The organism is Streptomyces angustmyceticus (assembly GCF_040701845.1).
GTDB lineage: Bacteria > Actinomycetota > Actinomycetes > Streptomycetales > Streptomycetaceae > Streptomyces > Streptomyces angustmyceticus_A.
The window spans coordinates 214,189-233,348 of sequence record NZ_JBFBHQ010000006.1 but is presented as its reverse complement, the minus strand read 5'-3'; the positions used below and the strand labels follow the sequence as shown (position 1 = coordinate 233,348).

General features: G+C 72.5%; 15 protein-coding genes and 1 pseudogene. 8 read left to right on the top strand and 8 right to left on the bottom strand.

The window, feature by feature from the left end:
• Window positions 1–325: 325 nt before the first annotated feature.
• Window positions 326–2,008, top strand: coding sequence for a purine-cytosine permease family protein (locus tag AB0411_RS16595; protein ID WP_366418004.1), 1,683 nt, complete (start codon window positions 326–328; stop codon window positions 2,006–2,008).
• Between the two features lie 54 nt (window positions 2,009–2,062).
• Here the strand turns inward: AB0411_RS16595 and AB0411_RS16590 are convergent.
• Window positions 2,063–2,619: pseudogene (locus AB0411_RS16590) on the bottom strand (MmyB family transcriptional regulator); the annotation flags it as partial.
• Window positions 2,620–2,794: 175 nt separating this feature from the next.
• Window positions 2,795–3,973 (bottom strand): transcription termination factor Rho, encoded by a 1,179-nt coding sequence (gene rho, locus AB0411_RS16585; RefSeq protein WP_366418003.1) that lies wholly within the window; start codon window positions 3,971–3,973, stop codon window positions 2,795–2,797.
• Window positions 3,974–4,339: 366 nt separating this feature from the next.
• Here rho and AB0411_RS16580 point away from each other — a divergent pair, with 366 nt between their 5' ends.
• Window positions 4,340–5,071: a class I SAM-dependent methyltransferase gene (locus tag AB0411_RS16580; RefSeq protein ID WP_366418002.1), complete on the top strand. Its 732-nt coding sequence runs from the start codon at window positions 4,340–4,342 to the stop codon at window positions 5,069–5,071.
• Between the two features lie 13 nt (window positions 5,072–5,084).
• Here the strand turns inward: AB0411_RS16580 and AB0411_RS16575 are convergent, their stop codons facing one another.
• The 3 genes from AB0411_RS16575 to AB0411_RS16565 all read right to left on the bottom strand — a co-directional run bounded on the left by AB0411_RS16575 (window position 5,085) and on the right by AB0411_RS16565 (window position 7,460).
• Window positions 5,085–5,999 carry an MBL fold metallo-hydrolase gene (locus tag AB0411_RS16575; RefSeq protein ID WP_366418000.1) on the bottom strand — a complete coding sequence of 305 codons (915 nt, stop codon included), beginning with the start codon at window positions 5,997–5,999 and terminating at the stop codon, window positions 5,085–5,087.
• A gap of 238 nt (window positions 6,000–6,237) precedes the next feature.
• Window positions 6,238–6,708 (bottom strand): SRPBCC family protein, encoded by a 471-nt coding sequence (locus AB0411_RS16570; RefSeq protein ID WP_366417998.1) that lies wholly within the window; start codon window positions 6,706–6,708, stop codon window positions 6,238–6,240.
• Window positions 6,705–7,460 (bottom strand): alpha/beta fold hydrolase, encoded by a 756-nt coding sequence (locus AB0411_RS16565; RefSeq protein WP_366417997.1) that lies wholly within the window; start codon window positions 7,458–7,460, stop codon window positions 6,705–6,707. Before AB0411_RS16565 ends, AB0411_RS16570 begins: the two co-directional genes overlap by 4 nt.
• Before the next feature lie 62 nt (window positions 7,461–7,522).
• Between AB0411_RS16565 and AB0411_RS16560 the strand changes: the two genes are divergently transcribed.
• The 3 genes from AB0411_RS16560 to AB0411_RS16550 all read left to right on the top strand — a co-directional run bounded on the left by AB0411_RS16560 (window position 7,523) and on the right by AB0411_RS16550 (window position 10,138).
• Window positions 7,523–8,113: a TetR/AcrR family transcriptional regulator gene (locus AB0411_RS16560; RefSeq protein WP_366417996.1), complete on the top strand. Its 591-nt coding sequence runs from the start codon at window positions 7,523–7,525 to the stop codon at window positions 8,111–8,113.
• Window positions 8,114–8,324: 211 nt separating this feature from the next.
• Window positions 8,325–8,999 carry a hypothetical protein gene (locus AB0411_RS16555; RefSeq protein WP_366417995.1) on the top strand — a complete coding sequence of 225 codons (675 nt, stop codon included), beginning with the start codon at window positions 8,325–8,327 and terminating at the stop codon, window positions 8,997–8,999.
• A 326-nt stretch (window positions 9,000–9,325) separates the two neighbouring features.
• Complete coding sequence (locus AB0411_RS16550) at window positions 9,326–10,138, top strand: endo alpha-1,4 polygalactosaminidase (protein WP_403149023.1); 813 nt, start codon at window positions 9,326–9,328, stop codon at window positions 10,136–10,138.
• Between the two features lie 137 nt (window positions 10,139–10,275).
• Here AB0411_RS16550 and AB0411_RS16545 read toward each other — a convergent pair whose 3' ends face one another.
• From AB0411_RS16545 to AB0411_RS16535, 3 genes are all read right to left on the bottom strand, one after another.
• A complete protein-coding gene (locus AB0411_RS16545) occupies window positions 10,276–11,406 on the bottom strand; it encodes a cytochrome d ubiquinol oxidase subunit II (protein WP_366417993.1) in 1,131 nt (376 codons plus the stop codon).
• Window positions 11,406–12,890 carry a cytochrome ubiquinol oxidase subunit I gene (locus AB0411_RS16540; RefSeq protein ID WP_366417992.1) on the bottom strand — a complete coding sequence of 495 codons (1,485 nt, stop codon included), beginning with the start codon at window positions 12,888–12,890 and terminating at the stop codon, window positions 11,406–11,408. The genes AB0411_RS16545 and AB0411_RS16540 overlap by 1 nt, the downstream gene beginning before the upstream one ends.
• A gap of 551 nt (window positions 12,891–13,441) precedes the next feature.
• A complete protein-coding gene (locus AB0411_RS16535; protein ID WP_366417991.1) occupies window positions 13,442–13,780 on the bottom strand; it encodes a hypothetical protein in 339 nt (112 codons plus the stop codon).
• Between the two features lie 512 nt (window positions 13,781–14,292).
• Here AB0411_RS16535 and AB0411_RS16530 point away from each other — a divergent pair.
• The 3 genes from AB0411_RS16530 to AB0411_RS16520 all read left to right on the top strand — a co-directional run bounded on the left by AB0411_RS16530 (window position 14,293) and on the right by AB0411_RS16520 (window position 19,155).
• Complete coding sequence (locus tag AB0411_RS16530; protein WP_366417990.1) at window positions 14,293–15,825, top strand: PucR family transcriptional regulator; 1,533 nt, start codon at window positions 14,293–14,295, stop codon at window positions 15,823–15,825.
• Window positions 15,826–16,252: 427 nt separating this feature from the next.
• Window positions 16,253–17,611 carry an alanine racemase gene (gene alr, locus AB0411_RS16525; protein ID WP_366417989.1) on the top strand — a complete coding sequence of 453 codons (1,359 nt, stop codon included), beginning with the start codon at window positions 16,253–16,255 and terminating at the stop codon, window positions 17,609–17,611.
• Window positions 17,612–17,694: 83 nt separating this feature from the next.
• The gene (locus AB0411_RS16520) at window positions 17,695–19,155 is read left to right on the top strand and encodes an amino acid permease (protein WP_366417988.1); all 1,461 of its coding nucleotides are present in this window, start codon (window positions 17,695–17,697) and stop codon (window positions 19,153–19,155) included.
• Window positions 19,156–19,160: the final 5 nt, after the last annotated feature.

The window sequence follows — 19,160 nt, the reverse complement described above, 5'->3', positions numbered from 1 at the left end:
GTGAGGGAGGGGACGGGGGCGAAGGGGCTCGCCGGGCGGCGCGAGTGACGCCGGGTGCCCTCCCGGACTCCGCTCCGCCGCCGGCAGCCTCATGTCTACCCGCTCTCCCGGACGCGCAGCGAGCACATCCCGCTCATGGCGCCGCCGTTCCTCCCTCCCCCGCCCCGGAAACACCCGCTTCACCTGGGAGGACGCTGCGGGAAACACGCGCTCCCTAATCTCCCCAGCACCGCACACCGCTTCGCCGACGCCGGCGCGCGCCGCCCGGTCCCCTGCCGTGCGCGTGACCGCCCGTCGTGTTCCCACTGCCCCCAGGAGGTCCGGCATGAGCGTCGAGCCACAACTGACCGTCCCCGACAGCGGCCTACGGCCCGCGTCCGCCGAGCCGCCCGCCGGCACGGCGGCCGACGAGACCCTGGAGGACTACACCCTCCGGTTCGCCCCGCGCAGCTACCGCCGGTGGACGCCGATGGTCGTGGCGACCACGGCGCTGGGCGGCATCGCCTACATGGCCGACTTCTCGATCGGCGCGGGCATCGGGCTCGCCCATGGCACGGGGAACGCCCTGGCCGCGATCGGGGTCGCCGCCGTGGTCATCTTCCTCACCGGCTTCCCCCTCGCCTACTACGGGGCCCGCTACAACATCGATCTGGACCTGATCACCCGGGGCTCCGGCTTCGGCTACTACGGCTCGGTCCTGACGAGCGTCATCTTCGCCAGTTTCACCTTCATCTTCTTCGCCCTCGAAGGCTCGATCATGGCGCAGGGCCTGAAGCTGGGTTTCGGTCTGCCGCTGTGGCTGGGCTATGTGATCTCGACCTGCATGGTCATCCCGTTGGTCATCTACGGGATGAAGGCGCTCACCAAGCTCCAGGTCTGGACGACCCCGGTCTGGCTGCTGCTGATGGTGGGCCCGCTGGTCTACCTGGTCGTCACGGACCCCGGCACGGTGCACACCTTCCTCGCCTACCCGGGCTCCCATGGCGGCGGCGGGGTCAACGCCGCGTCGGTGCTGCTGGGCGCGGGCGTGTGCCTGTCCCTGATCGCGCAGATCGGCGAGCAGGTCGACTATCTGCGCTTCATGCCGCCCAAGACCGCGCAGAACCGGCGCAGTTGGTGGACCGCCGTCGTGATGGCCGGCCCCGGATGGGTCGTGCTCGGCGCGCTCAAGCAGGCCATCGGCGTCTTCCTGGCCGTCTACATCCTCTCCCGGGTGGGCGCGCACTCGGCAACCGAGCCCATCCGGCAGTTCACCGGCGCCTTCGCGGCCATGATGCCGTCGTGGCTGGTCGTTCCGCTGGCCGTGGCCCTGGTTGTGATCAGCCAGATCAAGATCAACGTGACCAATGCCTACTCCGGTTCGCTGGCGTGGACGAACTCGTTCACCCGGGTCACCAAGCGCTATCCGGGCCGGATGGTGTTCGTGCTCGCCAATCTGGCGTTCGCGCTGATCCTGATGGAAGCGGACATGTTCAGCTTCCTCAACGGCATCCTGGGGTTCTACTCCAATTGCGCCATCGCCTGGATCGTGACCGTCGCCACCGACATCATCGTCAACAAGTACCTGCTGAAACTCTCCCCGCAAGCACCCGAGTTCCGCCGCGGCATGCTCTACGCGGTCAACCCGGTGGGCGTGGTGGCCTTCACCGTCGCGTCCGGCCTGTCGATCGCCCTGTACTTCCATGCGCTGGGTGACGCCCTCCAGCCGTACTCCCCCGTCGCCGCCGCGGTGATCGCCTTCGTCCTCACCCCGCTGATGGCCGTCCTGACCAAGGGCCGTTTCTACCTGCGGCGTACGACGGACGGGATCGACGCCCCGCTGCTGGACCCGGACGGCAACCCCAGCCCGGAGCTGTCCGAGTGCCATGTCTGCCGGCAGGAGTTCGAACGTCCGGACCTGGCCGCCTGCCCCCAGCATGCCGCGGTGGTCTGCTCGCTGTGCCTGAGCACCGACAGGACCGGCGCCCATGTCCTCCCGGCGGCACCCGGTGGGCACAGGCCTCAGTGAGCATGACGGCGCGACGCCCTGTGACCACCGGAGAGACCTGTGCGCATCGTCGTTTCAGGGCGTCTGCCCGGCCGGCCCGCGCAGGGACCGCGCGGCAGGTGATCCGGGGTCGGCCGTGATCAGGACGACCTCCTGGTCGTCCTCGGGCACGAGCGGGACGTCGCAGTTCACCCGCAGCGCACCGGCCTCCGGAGGGCCCAGGGTCTTGGTGCGGCGCCCGGGAGCGTGGACCGGACGCGCCTGCCAGATCTGCCGGAACTCCGCACTGCCGGCGTGCAGTTCGGCCAGCAGGGCGGCCAACCGCGGGTCGTGCGGGTAGCGGTCCGCGGCCCGGCCCCGCCGCGCCACCACGATGTGCCCGAATTCCTCGGCGCTGGAACTCTCGCACAGCCGCTCCCGGCCCAGGAAACGGCGTCGGGCCAGGTTCGTCGTCCCGCCTCCGAGGTCGGCGCGGAGCAGCGCCCGGGCCAGGGGTTCCAGGCGATGACGTCGTACGCCGCGTCAGTGACGAGGGCACCGGTCTCCGGCAGCCGCTCCAGCATCCGGGCCGCGTGGGGGCGCACCCGACGCACGGCGCTGATGCCCGGCGGCGCGCTCGAACCCGCCAGGCGGTTCTCCTGGGACGGAACGCCCGTGCCCTGGTGATCCGTCATGGGCGTCGTCGGGGACGGGTGTCCCGGCAGGAGAGCGCGGGTCGGTGCGAGCAGGTGCGACCTGCTCCGGGGCGAAAACCTCTGGTCCGAGGCCGTCCAAGGGCATTGCCGAGCCGGGTTCGCGGCGACCCGGTCATCCGTCCGGCGCGGTGTGCTGTATCTGCCGGAGAAACGTCGCATTGTCGGGTGTCCGCCGGAGCTTGTCGAGCAGGCTTTCCGTGTTCGTCTGGCCGTCTCCGGTCCTCAGGGCGCGGCGCAGCCGGCGCACGGCCGCCCATTCGGCTTGCGGGAGCAGCAGTTCTTCGCGCCGGGTGCCCGATCCGGTGATATTGACCGCCGGATAGAGCCGCTTTCCCGCGAGTGCACGGTCCAGACGGAGTTCCATATTGCCGGTGCTCTTCAGCTCCTCGAAGAAGTAGTCGTCGGCCCGGGAGCCGGTCTCCACCAGGGCCGTCGCGAGGATGGTCAGCGAACCGCCCTCCTCTGCGGACCGTGCCGCGCCGAAGAGCTTCTTGGGGCCGAGCAGCGCGGCGGCGTCGACACCGCCGCTCAATGTCCGGCCGCCCGAGGTGGCGGCGTTGTTGTGGGCCCGGCACAGGCGGGTGAGGGAGTCGAAGAGGATCACGACGTCCTGCCCGTCCTCGACGAGTCGTCTGGCACGTTCCACGGCCAGTTCGGCGAGGGCGATGTGCTCCTTCGCCGGCCGGTCGAAGGTCGAGGCGAGGACCTCTCCGCGTACCGAACGGCGCATGTCGGTGACTTCCTCGGGCCGTTCGTCGATCAGCACGACCATCAGCCGGGAGGCGGGGTGGTTCTCGGCGACGGCGGCGGCGAGTTGTTGCAGCAGCACCGTCTTGCCCGTCTTCGGGGGTGCCACGATCAGCCCCCGCTGTCCCTTGCCGACCGGTGCGATCAGATCGACGATGCGTGCCGTCAGCCCGCCGGCCGCACTCTCCAGGCGCATCCGTTGGTTCGGGTGCAGCGGTGTGAGATCGCGGAAGTGCGGCCGCCCGCGCACGGCGTCCGGGCTGCGGCCGTTGACCGAGGCGACCCGGTCGAGCACCCGGGGCCGGACGCACGTCCCGACGACGAAATCCCCTGTGCGCAGGCCCGCTTCACGGATCAGCGCGGCGGGCACCCGGACATCGCCGGACGAGGCAAGGCAGCCCTCCACGCGGAGGAAGCCGGTTTCCTGCCGGTCGTTCGCGATATCCAGCACCCCTGCTGCCGGTACAGCGGATTTCTCCGAGGCGGCGGGCTGCTGTGCGAAGGGACGGGAGGCGGACGAGGGGGCGACGGGGGAAGTGGTCATGGCAGGTTTCCTGCCGACGTGGGTATCGGTGGTCACGGGTGTCCTCTCGGGAATGCGTCTGCGGGTGGTCGACGGGAAGGGGGAATCCGGCAGGAGAGGGCGGTGTGTGCACGCCCCGCAGGCCGTCAGAAAGGCCCGCGACCGGAGAGAAAGCGATGCCGCATCGCTGGACCGGGAAAGGGAACCAGTCGGCTTGTGCTGGATGGCCGGTCGAGAAGGACGGGCGCAACCGCGATGCGAGCGCGAAATGAAGAGACGAACGCTTCGGCGCCAGAAGGGCGACTGGATGATGTGCGTTCCCTCGGCACGCTACCACACAGCGCGGCCGATGCGATCCGGGTGCGGACGAGTTCTATGCTGAGGGCAATGTTCGCACCTCAGGGCCCCACCTTCCGTGAACTCGCCGTGCAGGCACTTTCCTCCGTCGAGCGCGGCTATGACCTGCTCGCGCCGAAATTCGACCACACGCCGTTCCGCACCCCGGACGCGATCCTGGCTCCCGTGTCGCGGGCGCTGCAGCGGCTCGGGCCGTTCGGCAGCGGCCTCGACCTGTGCTGCGGCACCGGGGCGGGCATGGACGTCCTGCGGCAGGTCTGCCGGGAGCGGGTGATCGGCGTCGACGTCAGCGCCGGGATGCTCGCCGAGGGCCGCGCCCGTGCGCGGGCGACCGCGGGTGCGACACCTGCCGGGTGGGTGCGCGCGGACGCCCGGGCGCTCCCGTTCGGGCCGGTCTTCGACCTCGCGGTGAGCTTCGGTGCGTTCGGGCATTTTCTGCCGCGGGAACGCCCGGGGCTGTTCGCGCAGGTGCATTCCGTGCTGCGCCCCGGCGGCCGGTTCGTCTTCCCGATCGGGGCTCCGGCGCGGCCCGGATCGCCCGGCTACTGGGCGTTGCTGGCCTTCGACGCCGCGATGCGGGTCCGCAACGCGCTGTGGCGGCCGAGCTTCGTCATGTACTACCGGACGTTCCGGCTCACCGACGTCTGTGCGGAACTGACGCGGACCGGATTCGACGTACGGCTGCACGCCCTGCCGGAACTCGGCCGGCGCACCGACGGCAGCCCGCGGTGCCGGCTGGTGGTGGCCACCCGGCCGGCCTGAGGGACGGGCACGGTCACCAACGGATCGCGGTGAAGTCGACGGGCTGCGGCCGGAGTTGGCGGGTGCGGACGGTCAGCTGCGCCAGCCGCCGCGCCATCTCTCCGGCGGGGAGCCGCCGGCGGTCGCCGTGGCCGGGCAGCACCCACTCGAAACGCAGCCGAGGGGCGGTCCGGGTCAGGGAGGCGGCCAGTTCCTCGATCGAGTACCAGGTGACGGAGGCGGCCACCTCCAGGTCGGCCGTGGTGCGTGACCAGTAGAAGCTGTCGCCGCTGAAGCAGTACCGGTGGTCGGCGAGGTAGAGCACGCTGCCGCGCGTATGGCCGGGGAGCGGGTGGGCGGTGACGCCCTCGCCGATGCCGACCGGGTCGGTGCCCCGCAGGATGTGGTCGGCGTCCGGAGCGGCATCGAGGTCGCCCTCGTGGATCCACAGGCGGGCGCCGAACCGGTCGGCGTACCGGCGGCCGTGCGCCGCGTGGTCCCGGTGGGTGAGCAGGACGTCGGTGACGGGGCCCAGCGCCTCGTACCGGTCGGCCAGCGCGCCGCTCCACCGGGGCGTATCGATCATCATCGACGTTCCCTCGGGGCGGCGCAGCAGATAGGAGTTCGCGCCCGCGGTGTGCGGGGAGTTGTGGCCGCAGAGCTGGACGGTGTCGTCCAGGGCGAGCGGGAAGGGGTCGAGGTCGGGGGTGAGGCGTTGGACGGGGTGACGGATCGACCGGGTGTGGCAGGCGAAGGCGGCGGCATACAGCTGCCGGGCCTCCGCGTCGTTCTGCGGCTGCCGGAACACTTCCGCCCGGCCGTCCTTCTCGTGGATCAGCTCGGGGGCGAGCTGCCGGGCGACATCGCAGTTGGTGCAGCGCGCGTCGACGTGCCAGCCTCCGCCGCCCCCTTCCTCCGGTACCGCCTCGGGTAACCGCTTGCCGGTCATGACAGGTCCGTCCTTCCTGGTCGGGGTGGGTGCGCCCGACGGGGATCGTGCCGTGGGCGCGTACGGGAACCAGAAGTACCGCGCCCTGAACCGGAAGGGGAAGAGGGTTCGGATCTTGTGCTTTGCACGGGGAACGTCTCTCGCGGGCGGCGATCGCAGGAAGGGCCGGCGGGCTCGGGTGGTGAGAGGCCGCGCCGGCCGATGCCGCGAGCGGGAGGGACGCGGGCGCCGGTCGGGTTCAGGCGGCCGGCCGGCATGCGGCGTGCAGGCGGTGGAGGGTCTCGCGCATGCCGGTGCGGTTGCGGTCGGCGCGCCGGGCGGCCGGGGTTCCGGTGAAGACCAGGCCCAGCACCTCGGCGGCCCGGCGGCGCCATCCGTCGCGGCGGTGGTCGATCCAGTATTCGGTGACCAGGGTGCCGTGCTCCGTCGGGGTCAGCCGGTAGCCCCAACGCGCCACCGGCAGGCCGAACGTGATGTTGTCGAAGGCGAACTCCCGGCCCGGGTCGGCGACCACGATCCGGCAGGTGGCGAACCACACCCACCCGGCCTTCCGGTTGACGCCCACGAAGCGGTCGCCGCGGGGCCACACCCAGATGACCTCGGGGCTCCACTCCCTCATCCGCCGGACGTCCGCCAGGGCCGCGTAGACGGCGTGCGGCGGGAGGGGGACCTCCAGGGACTCCTCGACGGTCCATACTCGGGCGGTCACCGCGTCTCCTCCGGGGTCGATGTGGTGGGGGTACGGGCCGCGACGACCGCCGCGGCGTCGAGGACATGGCGGGTGAGTTCCGTCGTGTCGGTGAGGCTGGTGAGGTGTCCGCACCCCGGCCGGACGACGAGGCGGCCGTCGCGGCAGGCGCGCAGGAAGCGGCGTTCGTCGCGGCGGAAGTGGTCGCGCTCGCCGTTGACCAGCCAGACCGGTCCCGGATACGCCCGGAGCGAGGCCAGCGGCTGCATCGCGCGCACGGACTCGACGACGCTCGGAGCGATCTCGCAGCTCAGGCCGCCCGAGACCATCGCCCTGGCGTGTGGGCGGGGCAGGGTGCGGCGGAAAGCGAAGGCGCTGAGCCGGTCGGCGCCGCGGGGATGTCCGGCCGCGAGGCGGGCAGCTCCCCGGTAGACGGTGCCGAACAGACCGCGCGGGAGCGCGGTGCAGCCCATGGCCACCGCGCCGAGCACCCGGTCGGGGTGGGCGGCGGCGGTGGCGATCGTGACGTAGCCGCCCAGGGACAGCCCTACGAGCAGGGCCCGGCCGCCGAGTCCGTCCACGGCGTCGGTCACCGCCTCGACGGCGCCGGGGATGCTGAACGGTTCGCCTCTCCGGCTCCCGTGGCCTGGCAGGTCGGGCGCGGCCGTGGGATGGCGCTGTCCAATGGCGTCGATCAGGGGTCGCCACATCGTGCCGCTCACCCGCGTGCCGTGCACGAAGACGAGGGGCAGACCGGTTTCGTTGGTCTCCATGCCCGGCACGCTACACCAAATGCAACGCAACGTTGCGTTGCATTTGGTGGTAACCTCTCCTCATGAACCAGGAGCACGACGGGATGCGGCGCGGCGGCGGCCCGCGGAAGGCGCAGGAGATCTTCGACGCCACGCTGGACCTGCTGGCGGCGAAGGGCTACGAAGGGCTGACCATCGAGGGCGTCGCCCAGCGGTCCGGCGTCAACAAGACCACGATCTACCGCTGGTGGCCCTCCAAGGGGGCGCTCCTGGGCGCCGCACTGATCGGCGCACGCCAACTGGAACTCACGCCCCCCGACACCGGGACCCTCGCCGGGGACCTGGAGGCGCTGCTGGACACGATCGCGACCCTCCTCACCGTACGACCGGCCTCGGACATCGCCGTCTCCGTACTGGGCGCCGCCACCCACAACCCGGAACTCGCCGCCCACGTCAAGGATTTCTTCGCCGACCGGATCGCCCGCGAGCAGTCGGTTTTCGACCGGGCCGTGGCGCGCGGCGAGATCACGGCGGACACCGACACCATGCTGCTGGTGGACCTGCTGGCGGGGGCCGCGTGGGTGCGTGTCGTCCTGCGTCAACTACCCCTGGAAAAGGGCTTCGTGGCGCGGACCGTGAGCATCGTCCTCGACGGGGCGCGGGCGACCGCGTGAAGCCCGGCGCGCCCTGCGCCGGAGCCGCGAAAGGACCTGATGGTGCCTCCGTTTCGGTCCCTTGTAAAGGGTCTGTTTCACTATCAACTACAACTTTGCCAACTCTTGGTGTAGTTGGCAAAGCTTTCACACCAGTCTCAAACGCAACAGCGACGAATGCCTCACACGGACTCGTCGCTTCCACAAGGCTGGGCGAGAGGCAACAAGCACGATGACGAAGAGCAGAACCATCCGCCACGGAAGCCGGCTGCTGGCACTGTCCGCGGCGGCACTGGGCATGGTCGCGGCGATGGCCGCACCGGCCGCGGCGGACGACCAACCCACCCGGGACCAGCTCATAGCCGACTGCGCTTCCGGTGAGGGGAAGTGCAGCTTCAACGAGCCGACCCTCGGCAAGGCGTACCTCGGGGACTTCCGCCAGGTCTCCAACTCCCTCTACAACTGCAGCACCTCGGACGCCACGCAGTCGATGGGCTGGTCGGACACGGTGGGCTCCACCGACTCCGCAGGTGTCTCCGTCACCGCGGGCGGGAACATCGCCGGGATCATCGACCTGAGTGTGACCGCGACCTACAGCCACACCTGGTCGAGCTCGCACACCGAGAACAGCTCCATGAACATGACGGTGAAGCCCGGCGAGGTGGGCTGGATCTCCCGTGCCCAGGTCATGCAGACCGTCACCGGCACCTGGCAGACGCACTACGACGACCCGAAGTGGGGCCACTACTTCTGGTTCGTCCCGGACACCGTCACCGGGCCCGCGCCCAACGGAACGGACGGGCGGAACAACGCCGTGACCGTCAAGACGCGCAAGATGACCGCGTCGGAGAAGGCGTCCTGCTCCGCCGAGGCCAAGAAGGGCCGGGCGTTCGTGGTCAAGCGCTGAGCCGACCACGACGGGGCCGCACGGTCGCACCGGGGGGCTGCCCCGCGCCTTCGGGCACGGGGCGGACGACCGCCGCCGTCGGCCACGGTGCCTCCCGGCTCGCTGCCGCGAGCCGGGAGGCACTCTTGTGCGCAGCGGCGCCGCGCTGCGCGCCGTGCACCCAACTGCCCGCGCCGCGCGCCCGCGCCCGCGCCCAGGAGATCGCCGCCCGCCAGGTGTGAACTGTCACCGGGGACGCCGTCACCGGGAGCCTCGCGCGCCGCCGCCCGTAAGCTCCGCCCGTGCACTCTTCACGCCCCCTCGCCGTCGGCGCCTTCGCCCTGGTCATGGTGCTCAGCACGGCGTGCTCCGCCGCCCGCGCCCCGCACTCCGCCGGAGCCGGGACACCGGCACCCTCCAGCACGGCGGCCGCCCCGACCGCCGTGCGGCCGCCGGCCGCGAACGCCGACTTCGACTATCAGCTCGGCGGCGCCTATCCCCCGCCCGCCGGGGTCCGGGCCGTCTCCCGCGACCGCACGGCCCGGCCCGCTCCCGGTCTCTACAACATCTGCTACGTCAACGCCTTCCAGGCACAGCCCGATGCGGGCGGCCTCTGGAAGCGCCGCCACCCCGAGCTGCTGTTGCGGGACGAGCGCGGAAAGCCCGTCGTCGACGAGGACTGGGACGAGCCCCTGCTCGACATCTCCACCGCCGCCAAACGACGGGCGCTCATGGACATCGTCGGCCCCTGGATCGACGGCTGCGCCACGGCCGGTTTCGAGGCCGTGGAGCCCGACAACCTCGACTCCTACGAGCGGTCGGACGGCAGGCTCACCGCCGGGCACGCCGCGGCCTTCGCCCGGCTCCTGGCCCAGCGCGCCCACCAGCGTCGACTGGCCGTCGCGCAGAAGAACACCACGGACCTGCTGCCGCAACACCACCGCATCGGCTTCGACTTCGCCGTCGTCGAGGAGTGCGCCCGCTACCACGAGTGCACCGACTTCGCGGCGGCCTACGCCGGCAAGGTCTTCGTCATCGAATACGAGAAGAAGGACTTCGCCGCCGCCTGCCGCGCCTGGGGCAAGTCCCTGTCGATCTCGCTGCGGGACCGCGAGGTGCGCGCCGCCGGCACGGAAGGCCATGTCGCGGAGCGCTGCTGACGCGGCCTCCCGGGAGGAGGCCGTCGCCGGAGGCGGGGACGGGGACGGGGACGGGGACGGGGAGCCCGGCCTCGGTCGGGACCCTGCCCGGCGGGTCGCGTCGTCGGGCGGGCGGTCGGTGAGCGGACGGTTGGAGGTCAGGGGGACGGGTTCTCCGGCTCGCCGCGGCCCGGCTCGGTCCGTGGCCGGTCGGGCTCGTTCAGGTCGGGGTTCTGCAGGCCGGGGTTCTGCAGGTCCGGCTCTTTCCCGTCGGCCTCCTGCAGTTCGGCGCCGGAGAGCGGTTCCAGCTCGCCATGGGTGTCCAGCCAGTACAGGAAGGCCACGGCCGGGCAGACGACCACCACGGCCACGAGGGTGACCAGGCCGACCCAGCGCAGGCTGCTGGGGGCGCCGGCGCCCTCGGCCACGGTGAGCGAGGTGGGGATGAGATAGGGGCGTTGGGCCGTGCCCCAGGCGAGGACCGCGGCCGCGACGACGCCGACGGCGGTGAGCCGGGACCAGGCACCGGACCGGCGCAGCAGGAGCCACCCGGTGGCGAGGGAGCAGACACCGGCCAGGACGACGAGGCCGAGGCCGACGCCGTGGGTGAGGCCGTGCCAGACGTGCGGGGCATCGCTCCGGGTCACGGTCAGCATGATCGCGGCGAGTACGGCGAGCGCGACGACGCTGAGCAGCGCCCGCCGCCGGAAGTAGCCGGCGAGGTCGGGCGCGCCGAACCGGGCGGCGTCGGCGGTCAGGAACACGGCGCCGAGGAAGGCCGTCGCCACGATGGCGATCAGCCCGAAGAGGATGGAGGTCGGGTTGGCCCAGGCGTGAGCCGACGCCTCCGTACCCGGTACCGCGCGCCCCGAGGCGATGCCGCCGACGGCCGCGCCGAGGAAGAACGGGGTGAGAAGCGAGGAGAGCGCGAAGACGGAGCCGTAGAGGCGTCGCCCGGCGATCCGGCGGAGGGGCTTGCGCAGGGCGAAGCCGGCGCCGCGCAGGACGAGGCCGACGGCGGCCAGGGCCAGGGGGAGCCACATCGCGGAGAACACGGTCTGGAAGAGGACCGGGAACCCGGTCCACATGATGACGAAGACGAAGACCAGCCAGACGTTGTTGACCTCCCATACGGGGGCCATCGCATGGTCGATGAGCCACCGGGGCCGCTTCCCGCGCTCCGCGCCGCCGGCGGCCAGGTCCCAGAACCCGGCGCCGTAGTCGGTGCCGCCGGCGCAGGCGTAGGCGGCCACACCGAGCAGCAGCACGACGGCGATGACCGCGGCCATCACGGCCGGCCGCCCTCGGTCGGGGGCGCCTCCGGCCCGCCGGACGGCGGAGGATCGCCGGCCGGCACCGGCGGGCGCGGCCCGTAGGGGGTGTCGGTCTCCGGTCCCTCGTGCCGCTCCCCCGCCGGTGACCTCGCGTCGGCGAGCCGCCAGCCGGTGCGCATCTTGAGCAGGACGGCGAGCAGCGAGCCGAAGATGAACACGTACACCACCATCACCAGGCCGAGCATGATCCACAGGCTGGTGGACCGGGTCGCCGTCACGGCCTCACCGATCCGCATGTGCTGGTAGACGATCCAGGGCTGGCGGCCCACTTCGGCGGTGACCCAGCCGCATTCGACGGCGACGACGGACGCGACACCCGCGCAGGCCGCACCGCGGAAGAACCACGGCGAGTCGGGCAGCCGGCGGTGCCGCAGCCGGCACCATCCGTACCAGAGTGCGAGGAGGAGCAGCAGGGAGCCGATCACGACCATGAGGTCGAAGGCCCAGTGGGCGATGGTGGCCTGGGCCGGCGTCGGGCGGTCGCTCGCCGGGACCGAGGTCAGTCCGGTCACCTTGGTCCCGGGCCGGAACCCGGCCAGCACGGAGTCGAATTGGGGGATCTTGATACCGCCGGAGATATGTCCGTCGGGGTGCAGCCGGCCGAAAATGTACTCCGGTACGTGGGTGTCGGTCCGCCAGACCATCTCCGTCGCGGCGAACTTCACCGGCTGCTTGTGGAAGACCGACCGGGCGATGGAGTCGCCGAGCAGCATCTGCACCGGGGTGAACACCGCGGCGAGGGTGAAGGGCACCGTGAAGCCGAGCCGGTGGTAGCGGTCGCGGCGGCCGCGCAGCCAGCCGGCGGCGTAGACACCGGCGACGACGTACCCGGCGGTGACCAGCATCGCCACGACGAAATGCCAGTACTGGGGGCCGAACATGGGGGTGAAGATCGCCGACCGGACATCGACGTCCACGGGCTTGCCGGCGGCATCGAGGGTGAACCCCTGGGGCGTGTTCATCCACGAGTTGGCCGCCAGGATGCCGAAGGCGCCGAGCAGGGCGGCGGCCGGGAGGGGCAGGCCGAGCAGGAAGTGGGTACCGGGCTTCAGCCTGCGCCAGCCGTAGAGGTAGATGGCGATGAGCACCGCTTCGAGGAAGAAGGCCCAGGCCTCGACGCCGAACCCGATGCCGAAGACGCCGCCCCAGGTGCCCATCAGGCCCGGCCAGAGCAACCCGAACTCGAAGGACAGCACGGTGCCGGTGACGACGCCGACCGCGAACTGCACGGCCATGACCGCCGACCAGCGTCGGGCGAGGAGCAGGGCCACGGGGTCGTTGCGGCGGAGCCCTCGGTGGTGCATCACCAGGGTGATCAGCGGCAGCGCCACGCCGAGCGGTACCAGGATGATGTGGGACGCCAGGGTGAACGCCATCAGCTGCCTGGCCGGGAGCAGTTGGGCCGGAGCGTCCGCCAGCAGGGTGACCGTGGTGTGCATGCGCCGTGCCTTTGCTGCTCGGGACGTTCAGGAGAGGGCCGCCTCGGTGCCGTCGACGGGCGGGCCCCGCCGCCGGCCCGGTCCGCCGGGCCCCACGCCCCGTACCGGCCCGGGCTCTCGTGCCGCACCGACGGTGGAGTCCACGCTGGCCCGCCTCCTCGGTGCTCGGCCCCGCCCCGCTCGGTGCCCGCCCCGCGGACACCGCGCCGGTCGCACCCGGCTCGTCACCACATCACCGGCGGGCCGGGCAGCACGCACGGCGGGCCCGGGTTGCGCCGTTTGGGCCGACGATCTTCCCTCGGTCGGCGCAGCCCGCGTCCCGGCGGCTCCTCACGAACCTTCCCGGGGCGCCGCACGAACGCCTCACGAACGCCTCATGAACCTCCCGGCGCAGGGCAGCGGTCGGGGGCCCGTCGCCGTCCTGCGTCGTGGACGTACGGCGGGCCTGGGCATGCGGAAGGGCAGGAGGTGCGGCGTTCCAGGACTGCCCACCTCCTGCCCCAGGGGACCAGGACGCTGCTCTTCGCCGCTCTCCTCAGTGCGGCGAAGCGCTACGCCGTCTCATGGGCGGCGCTGCCGTTGATCTTCTCTATCGCTTGACGGGCCTGTTCCTGAGGAGACCGGGAGGGCAGGGGCGAGACCGTCGTGGAGGTCACGGCGGGCTGCGCCCGCTCCTGGGCCACCGTCTTGGCGTGAGTGGCGGGCGGACGGATGCGCAGCCGCTGGCTGGCGGCCTCGTCCAGAGTCACCGGCCGCTTCCAACGGGCAGCCAGCCGGGCGGCGTCCTGACCGAGCGCGGCGACGTCCTCCCACTGCAGACGAATCACCAGGGATACTTCGGCGTCTCCCTCCGGCAGTGCCTGGAGCTGCGGGATACCAGGGTCAGTCATGGTGCCCTCCTCACATCGTGGACCGGTGCCCCACGGGGCGCGGATATGGAGAGATACGCAGCCGGCGCCGCCGTCGTTCAATTCCCGCCACCGCCAGATGATTTCCGCGCACTCCTCCTGACGCGCGCGGTCGACGAGAGCGCGGCGGGCCGTGTGGGCTCCGCGCCTGCCGGGCGGCTCGTGCACGAGCGCGGCGGGGGGCGTGGGCGGCCGGGGGCGGCACCGACGCTCACTCACCGTCGCACCTCCATGACCATCGGTTCTCCTGCGGAAACCGCAGGTGTTGCCGCGCGGGGCCACCCGCCGCACCGGTTCCTGGGGCGGTGGTCCCGTGCGCGGGGCGTCGGGAGAGGCTGCGTGCGGAGGTGCGCATTCCGTAGGGCACGATGGTGGGCGGAACGGTGAGCGGGTGATGCCCAGTGATGAGTCTGCAACGGCTACTCGGCTCCGTCGGGCCAGCGGTGCTGTCGGGGGTGTGCGCCCCTCAGGGCACGGCGGTCCCGGTGGGCGACGTGGTGATCGCGGAACCCGACGGCGGTTTCGATCTGCGGCCGGGCGACCTCGTCCTGGGGGTGAACCTCACGGACCGCTCGCAGGCGCTGCGGCTGCTGTCGGCGTGCGCCGAGCGGTCGGCCGGTGCTCTGCTGCTCAAGGCGCCGGCGGCGGTCGACGAAAACGTGGTCACGGCCGCGAGCGCGGCGGGACTGCCCCTGGTGCAGGTCGAGCAGCAGGCGGGCTGGGCGCAGGTGGTGTCCCTGCTGCGTGCGGTGCTCGACAGCGAGAGCCATGCGGACTCCGGCACCCGGGCGGTCGGCGCCGAGGCAGGTGACCTCTTCGGGCTGGCCGATGCGATCGCCGCCGTGATCGACGCACCGGTCACCATCGAGGACCGCAGCTCACGCGTCCTTGCCTACTCCGCCCGGCAGGAGCGGGGTGACGAGGCACGCGTCGCCACGATCATGGGACGGCATGTTCCCGACGACGTCAACGCCCACTTCCGACGGCACGGCGTCTTCCACAGGATCGCCCAGGACACCGGCCCCATCTACGTGCCCGCCGTGGTGGAAGGGACCAAGCCCCGGCTGGTGGTGCCGGTGCACGCCGGCGGGGACGTGCTCGGCTCGATCTGGGCGATCGTGCCGGGGCCGGTGGCCGCCGAGCGGGCCGAGGCCTTCGCCGACATCGCGGCGGTGGCCGCCCTGCATCTCCTGCGCCGACGGGCCGGCGCGGATGTGGAGCGCCTCGTCCTGACCGACATGGTCGCCACGGTGCTGCACGGCCAGGAGGGAGCGGCGGACGCGGCCCGGCGCCTGGGACTGACGGCCGGCCCCTGGCGGGTGATCGCCGTGGGGGTGAGCTGCGAGGACGAGGGCGAGGCGGAACGGCAGCGACTGACCGTATGGGAACGGATGTCCCGCTTCCGCGGGTCACGCCTCCGCTCCCCCGCGGCGGTCGTGGGCGGGGTGGTGTACGGGATCGTGCCGGCGGAGATGGTCACCGCGGCCACGGACGGGGAGTCCGCCTGGCTGGAGACACTGTGCCAGGCCACCGGCCGGCCCGCGCCGCTGGTCGCGGTCGGCGGCCTCGCGGCGTCGGTCCCCGGGCTCGCCCGCTCGCGTGAGCAGGCCGACGACACCCTCGACCTGCTCCGGACGGGCCTGATCGCGCGCTCCCAGGCCGTCCACGACGAGGTGTGGGCCACGGTCGTGCTCCGGCATGTCGCACGCTCCGCCGCGGCGGCCCGGATCTTTGCTGTCGGGCCGCTGCAGCAGCTGGTGGACCACGACCGCGCGTACGGCACGAGCTGTGTGCCGACGCTCCACGCCTGGCTGCGGGAGATGGGCGACCCGCGGGCCGCCGCGGCGCGGCTGCACATCCACCCCAATACCCTGCGGCACCGGATGCGCCGCCTCCAGGACGTCGTGGCGCTGCCGCTGGACGATCCCGAGGTCCGGACCGCGCTGCTGCTCCAGCTCACCGCCCGCCAATACGGCACGGAGGGCAGCCCGGAGGCGGACGGACACGGAGGCGGGTCGGCGGCCTGATCCGGCTCGGGCTGACTCCTGCCCCCGGCTGAGTCCCGCTCGAAAGCCCCCGGCTCCGCGACGCCCCCCGGCACCGAGCCGTCCTGACTCCGCGGGCGGCGTCGGGGGCACGGACCGTGGACGTTCTCCCCTAGCGGCCGTGGGCGTCATCCCCTGACGGCAGCGCGCTCCCCGGCGTACCGCGCACCGCGCCGCTCGGAAGAGACCCCGGCCCGTCGGCCGTCCCGGCTCCCCGGCGTCACGGCCCACCCCCGCGCCCCGGCCCGCCCGTCACCCCTCTCCCCCGCGCCCCGTTGTTCCGCGCCCACTCCCCGGCGCCCCGAGACAGTGCCGATCGAACGATGACGGCCCGTTCCCCCACCGAAACCATGGCTCCACCCGCAGCTCGTTCACCGGGCGGCAATGGATTCCATGGAAGGACGGTGGCATGACATTCGGCATTCCCCGCGAGGCCGAGAGCGTCGGAGCCGGATCCGGGGCGGCGGTGACCGCCGTGGCGGACGTACGGCCCGCGGCGGTGTCCGGCGGGACGGCGGCAGGCTCCGCACCGGAGCTGTCCCCGGCCCCCACCACGGCCCCGGGGACGGGTCCGGCCGACGGATCCGCGCGCGCACGCCACACCGGGGAGCCGCACCGGCCCGGACCACCGCACGCCCAGGCCCGGATCGACCTCGCGGCGATCCGCGCCAACGTCGGCCGGCTGCGCGAGGCGGCGGGCTCGGCGGAGGTGATGGCCGTGGTCAAGGCGGACGGCTATGGGCACGGCATGGTCGCGGCGGCGCGCGCCGCCCTCGCCGGCGGCGCCACCTGGATCGGCGTCGCCGGTATGCAGGAGGCGCTGGCCCTGCGCACCGCCGGTGTCCCCGGCCGGCTGCTCGCGTGGCTGCTGACGCCGGGCGACGACTGGAATGCCGCGGTGGCCGCCGGGGTCGAGCTGTCGGCCGGTGCCGACTGGGCGGTGCGGGCAGCGGTCCGGGCGGCGCACGCCACGGGCCGCCCGGCACGGCTGCACCTCGAAGTGGAGACCGGGCTCGGGCGCGGCGGCGCGTGCGCGGGCGACTGGCCGGCGCTGCTGGACACCGTGGCGCGCGCCGAAGCGGCCGGTTCCGTGCACGTCGTCGGGGTGTGGTCGCACCTCGCACGGGCCGACGAGCCCGGACACCCGGGCTGCGACCGGCAGTTGGCGCACTTCCGCTCGGCCGTCGCACGCGCCCGGCGGGCCGGGCTCACCCCCGAGGTCCTTCATCTGTCCAACTCGGCCGCCACCCTGACCCTGCCGGAGGCCCGCTTCGACCTGGTGCGTCCCGGGCTCGCCGTCTACGGACTGAGCCCGGTGCCCGACCGGGCCGGGCCCGCGGAACTGGGGCTGCGCCCGGCGATGACCCTCACCGCCCGGCTCGCCTCCGTCAAGCGGGTACCGGCCGGGCACGGCGTCTCCTACGGGCACCGCTACCGCACCGCCCGCGAGAGCACGCTCGGTCTGGTCCCCCTCGGCTATGCCGACGGCGTGCCCCGGCATGCCTCGCAGGCCGGACCGGTTCTCGTGGCCGGCCGGCGGCACACGGTGGCGGGCACCGTGTGCATGGACCAGTTCGTGGTCGACCTCGGCGACTCCCCCGCCGCGCCCGGGGACGAGGTCGTGCTCTTCGGGCCCGGCGACCGCGGGGAGCCCGCCGCACAGGACTGGGCCCGCGCCGCCCACACGATCTCGCACGACATCGTCACCCGCATCGGCACCCGGGTGCCCCGCACCTACACCGGCGACGCACCCGCCGGCACGTGCTGAGCCGATACCGACCACCGCCCCGCCCCGTTGGACCACCGACACCGTCTCCCCCGTCCGACCGCCACCGACGAAAGGGCCGCACCATGACCCACCAGTCCCCGCCCTCCCCACCACGTCCCACCGGCCCCGACGACCCCGGCTCCGAGCACCTCCAGCGGAATCTGCAGCCCCGTCACATCCAGATGATCGCCATCGGAGGGACGATCGGCGTCGGGTTGTTCCTCGGGTCCGCCCAGGCGCTGCACGATGCCGGCCCGGGTCTGCTGATCACCTACGCGGTGGCGGGCCTGGTGGTCTTCTTCGTGATGCGCGCCCTCGGTGAGCTGCTGGTCCACCGGCCCGTGTCCGGCTCGTTCGCCACCTACGCGGAGGAGTTCATCGGCAAGTGGGCCGGGTTCGCCACCGGCTGGAGCTACTGGCTGATGTGGGTCGTCACCGGTACGGCGGAGCTGACCGCGGCCGGGATCTACGTCCGGTACTGGTGGCCCGAGGTGCCCCAGTGGCTGCCGGGCCTCATCGCCCTGGCGGTCCTCGGCGTGGCCAATCTCCTGGCGGTGCGGCTGTTCGGGGAGTTCGAGTTCTGGTTCGCCATCATCAAGGTCGCCACCATCGTCGTCCTGCTGGTCATGGCCGCCGCCATCCTGGTCTTCGGCTTCGGCCCCCTGGGGAAGACCGCCGCGCTGAGCAACATCTGGACGCACGGGGGCTTCTTCCCGCACGGCATGGCCGGACCGTTGCTCGCCCTCCAGGTGGTCGTGTTCGCCTTCGTCGGGGTCGAACTGCTCGGTGTGACCGCCGGGGAGAGCAAGGACCCCGAGAAGACCCTGCCCTCCGCCGTGCGGCGGGTGATCTGGCGGATCGGGCTGTTCTACCTCGGTGCCCTCACCGCGGTCATGGCACTGGTCCCCTGGACCCAACTCGACCCGGACGTCAGCCCGTTCGTGCTGGTCTTCGCCAAGGTCGGGGTGCCCGCCGCGGCCGGCGTGGTGAACATGGTCGTGCTCACCGCCGCGCTGTCCTCCTGCAACAGCGGGGTGTTCTCCACCGGCCGGATGCTGCTCACCCTGGCCGGCGACCGGCACGCGCCGGCCGCGTTCGGGAAGGTCAGCCGCCAGGGCGTCCCCGCCGCGGGCATCCTCGCGTCCATGGCGGTCATGCTGCTGGGCGTGGCCGCGAACTACTTCGTCCCGAAGGAGGCCTTCGCGTACGTGACGAGCGTGGCGACCATTGCCGCGGTCTTCACCTGGGGCATCATCGTCTGCGCCCATCTGCGCTACCGGGCGGCGGTCCGCGCCGGGCGGCTGCGGCCGGTCGCCTTCCGCATGCCGCTGGCGCCGGCGTCGAACTACTTCGTCCTCGCCTTCCTCGGTCTCGTCCTCGTCCTGCTCGCCTTCGACGCCGAGACCAGGATCGCGCTGTACGTGGCTCCGGTGTGGGCGGTGATCCTCGTGGCCGGCTACCGCCTCACCCGCCGCACCCGGGCCGCCGTCCTGCCGGAGACACCGCCCGACGAGGAGACCGCACAGCCGTCGCGGCTCGCCTGAACGGG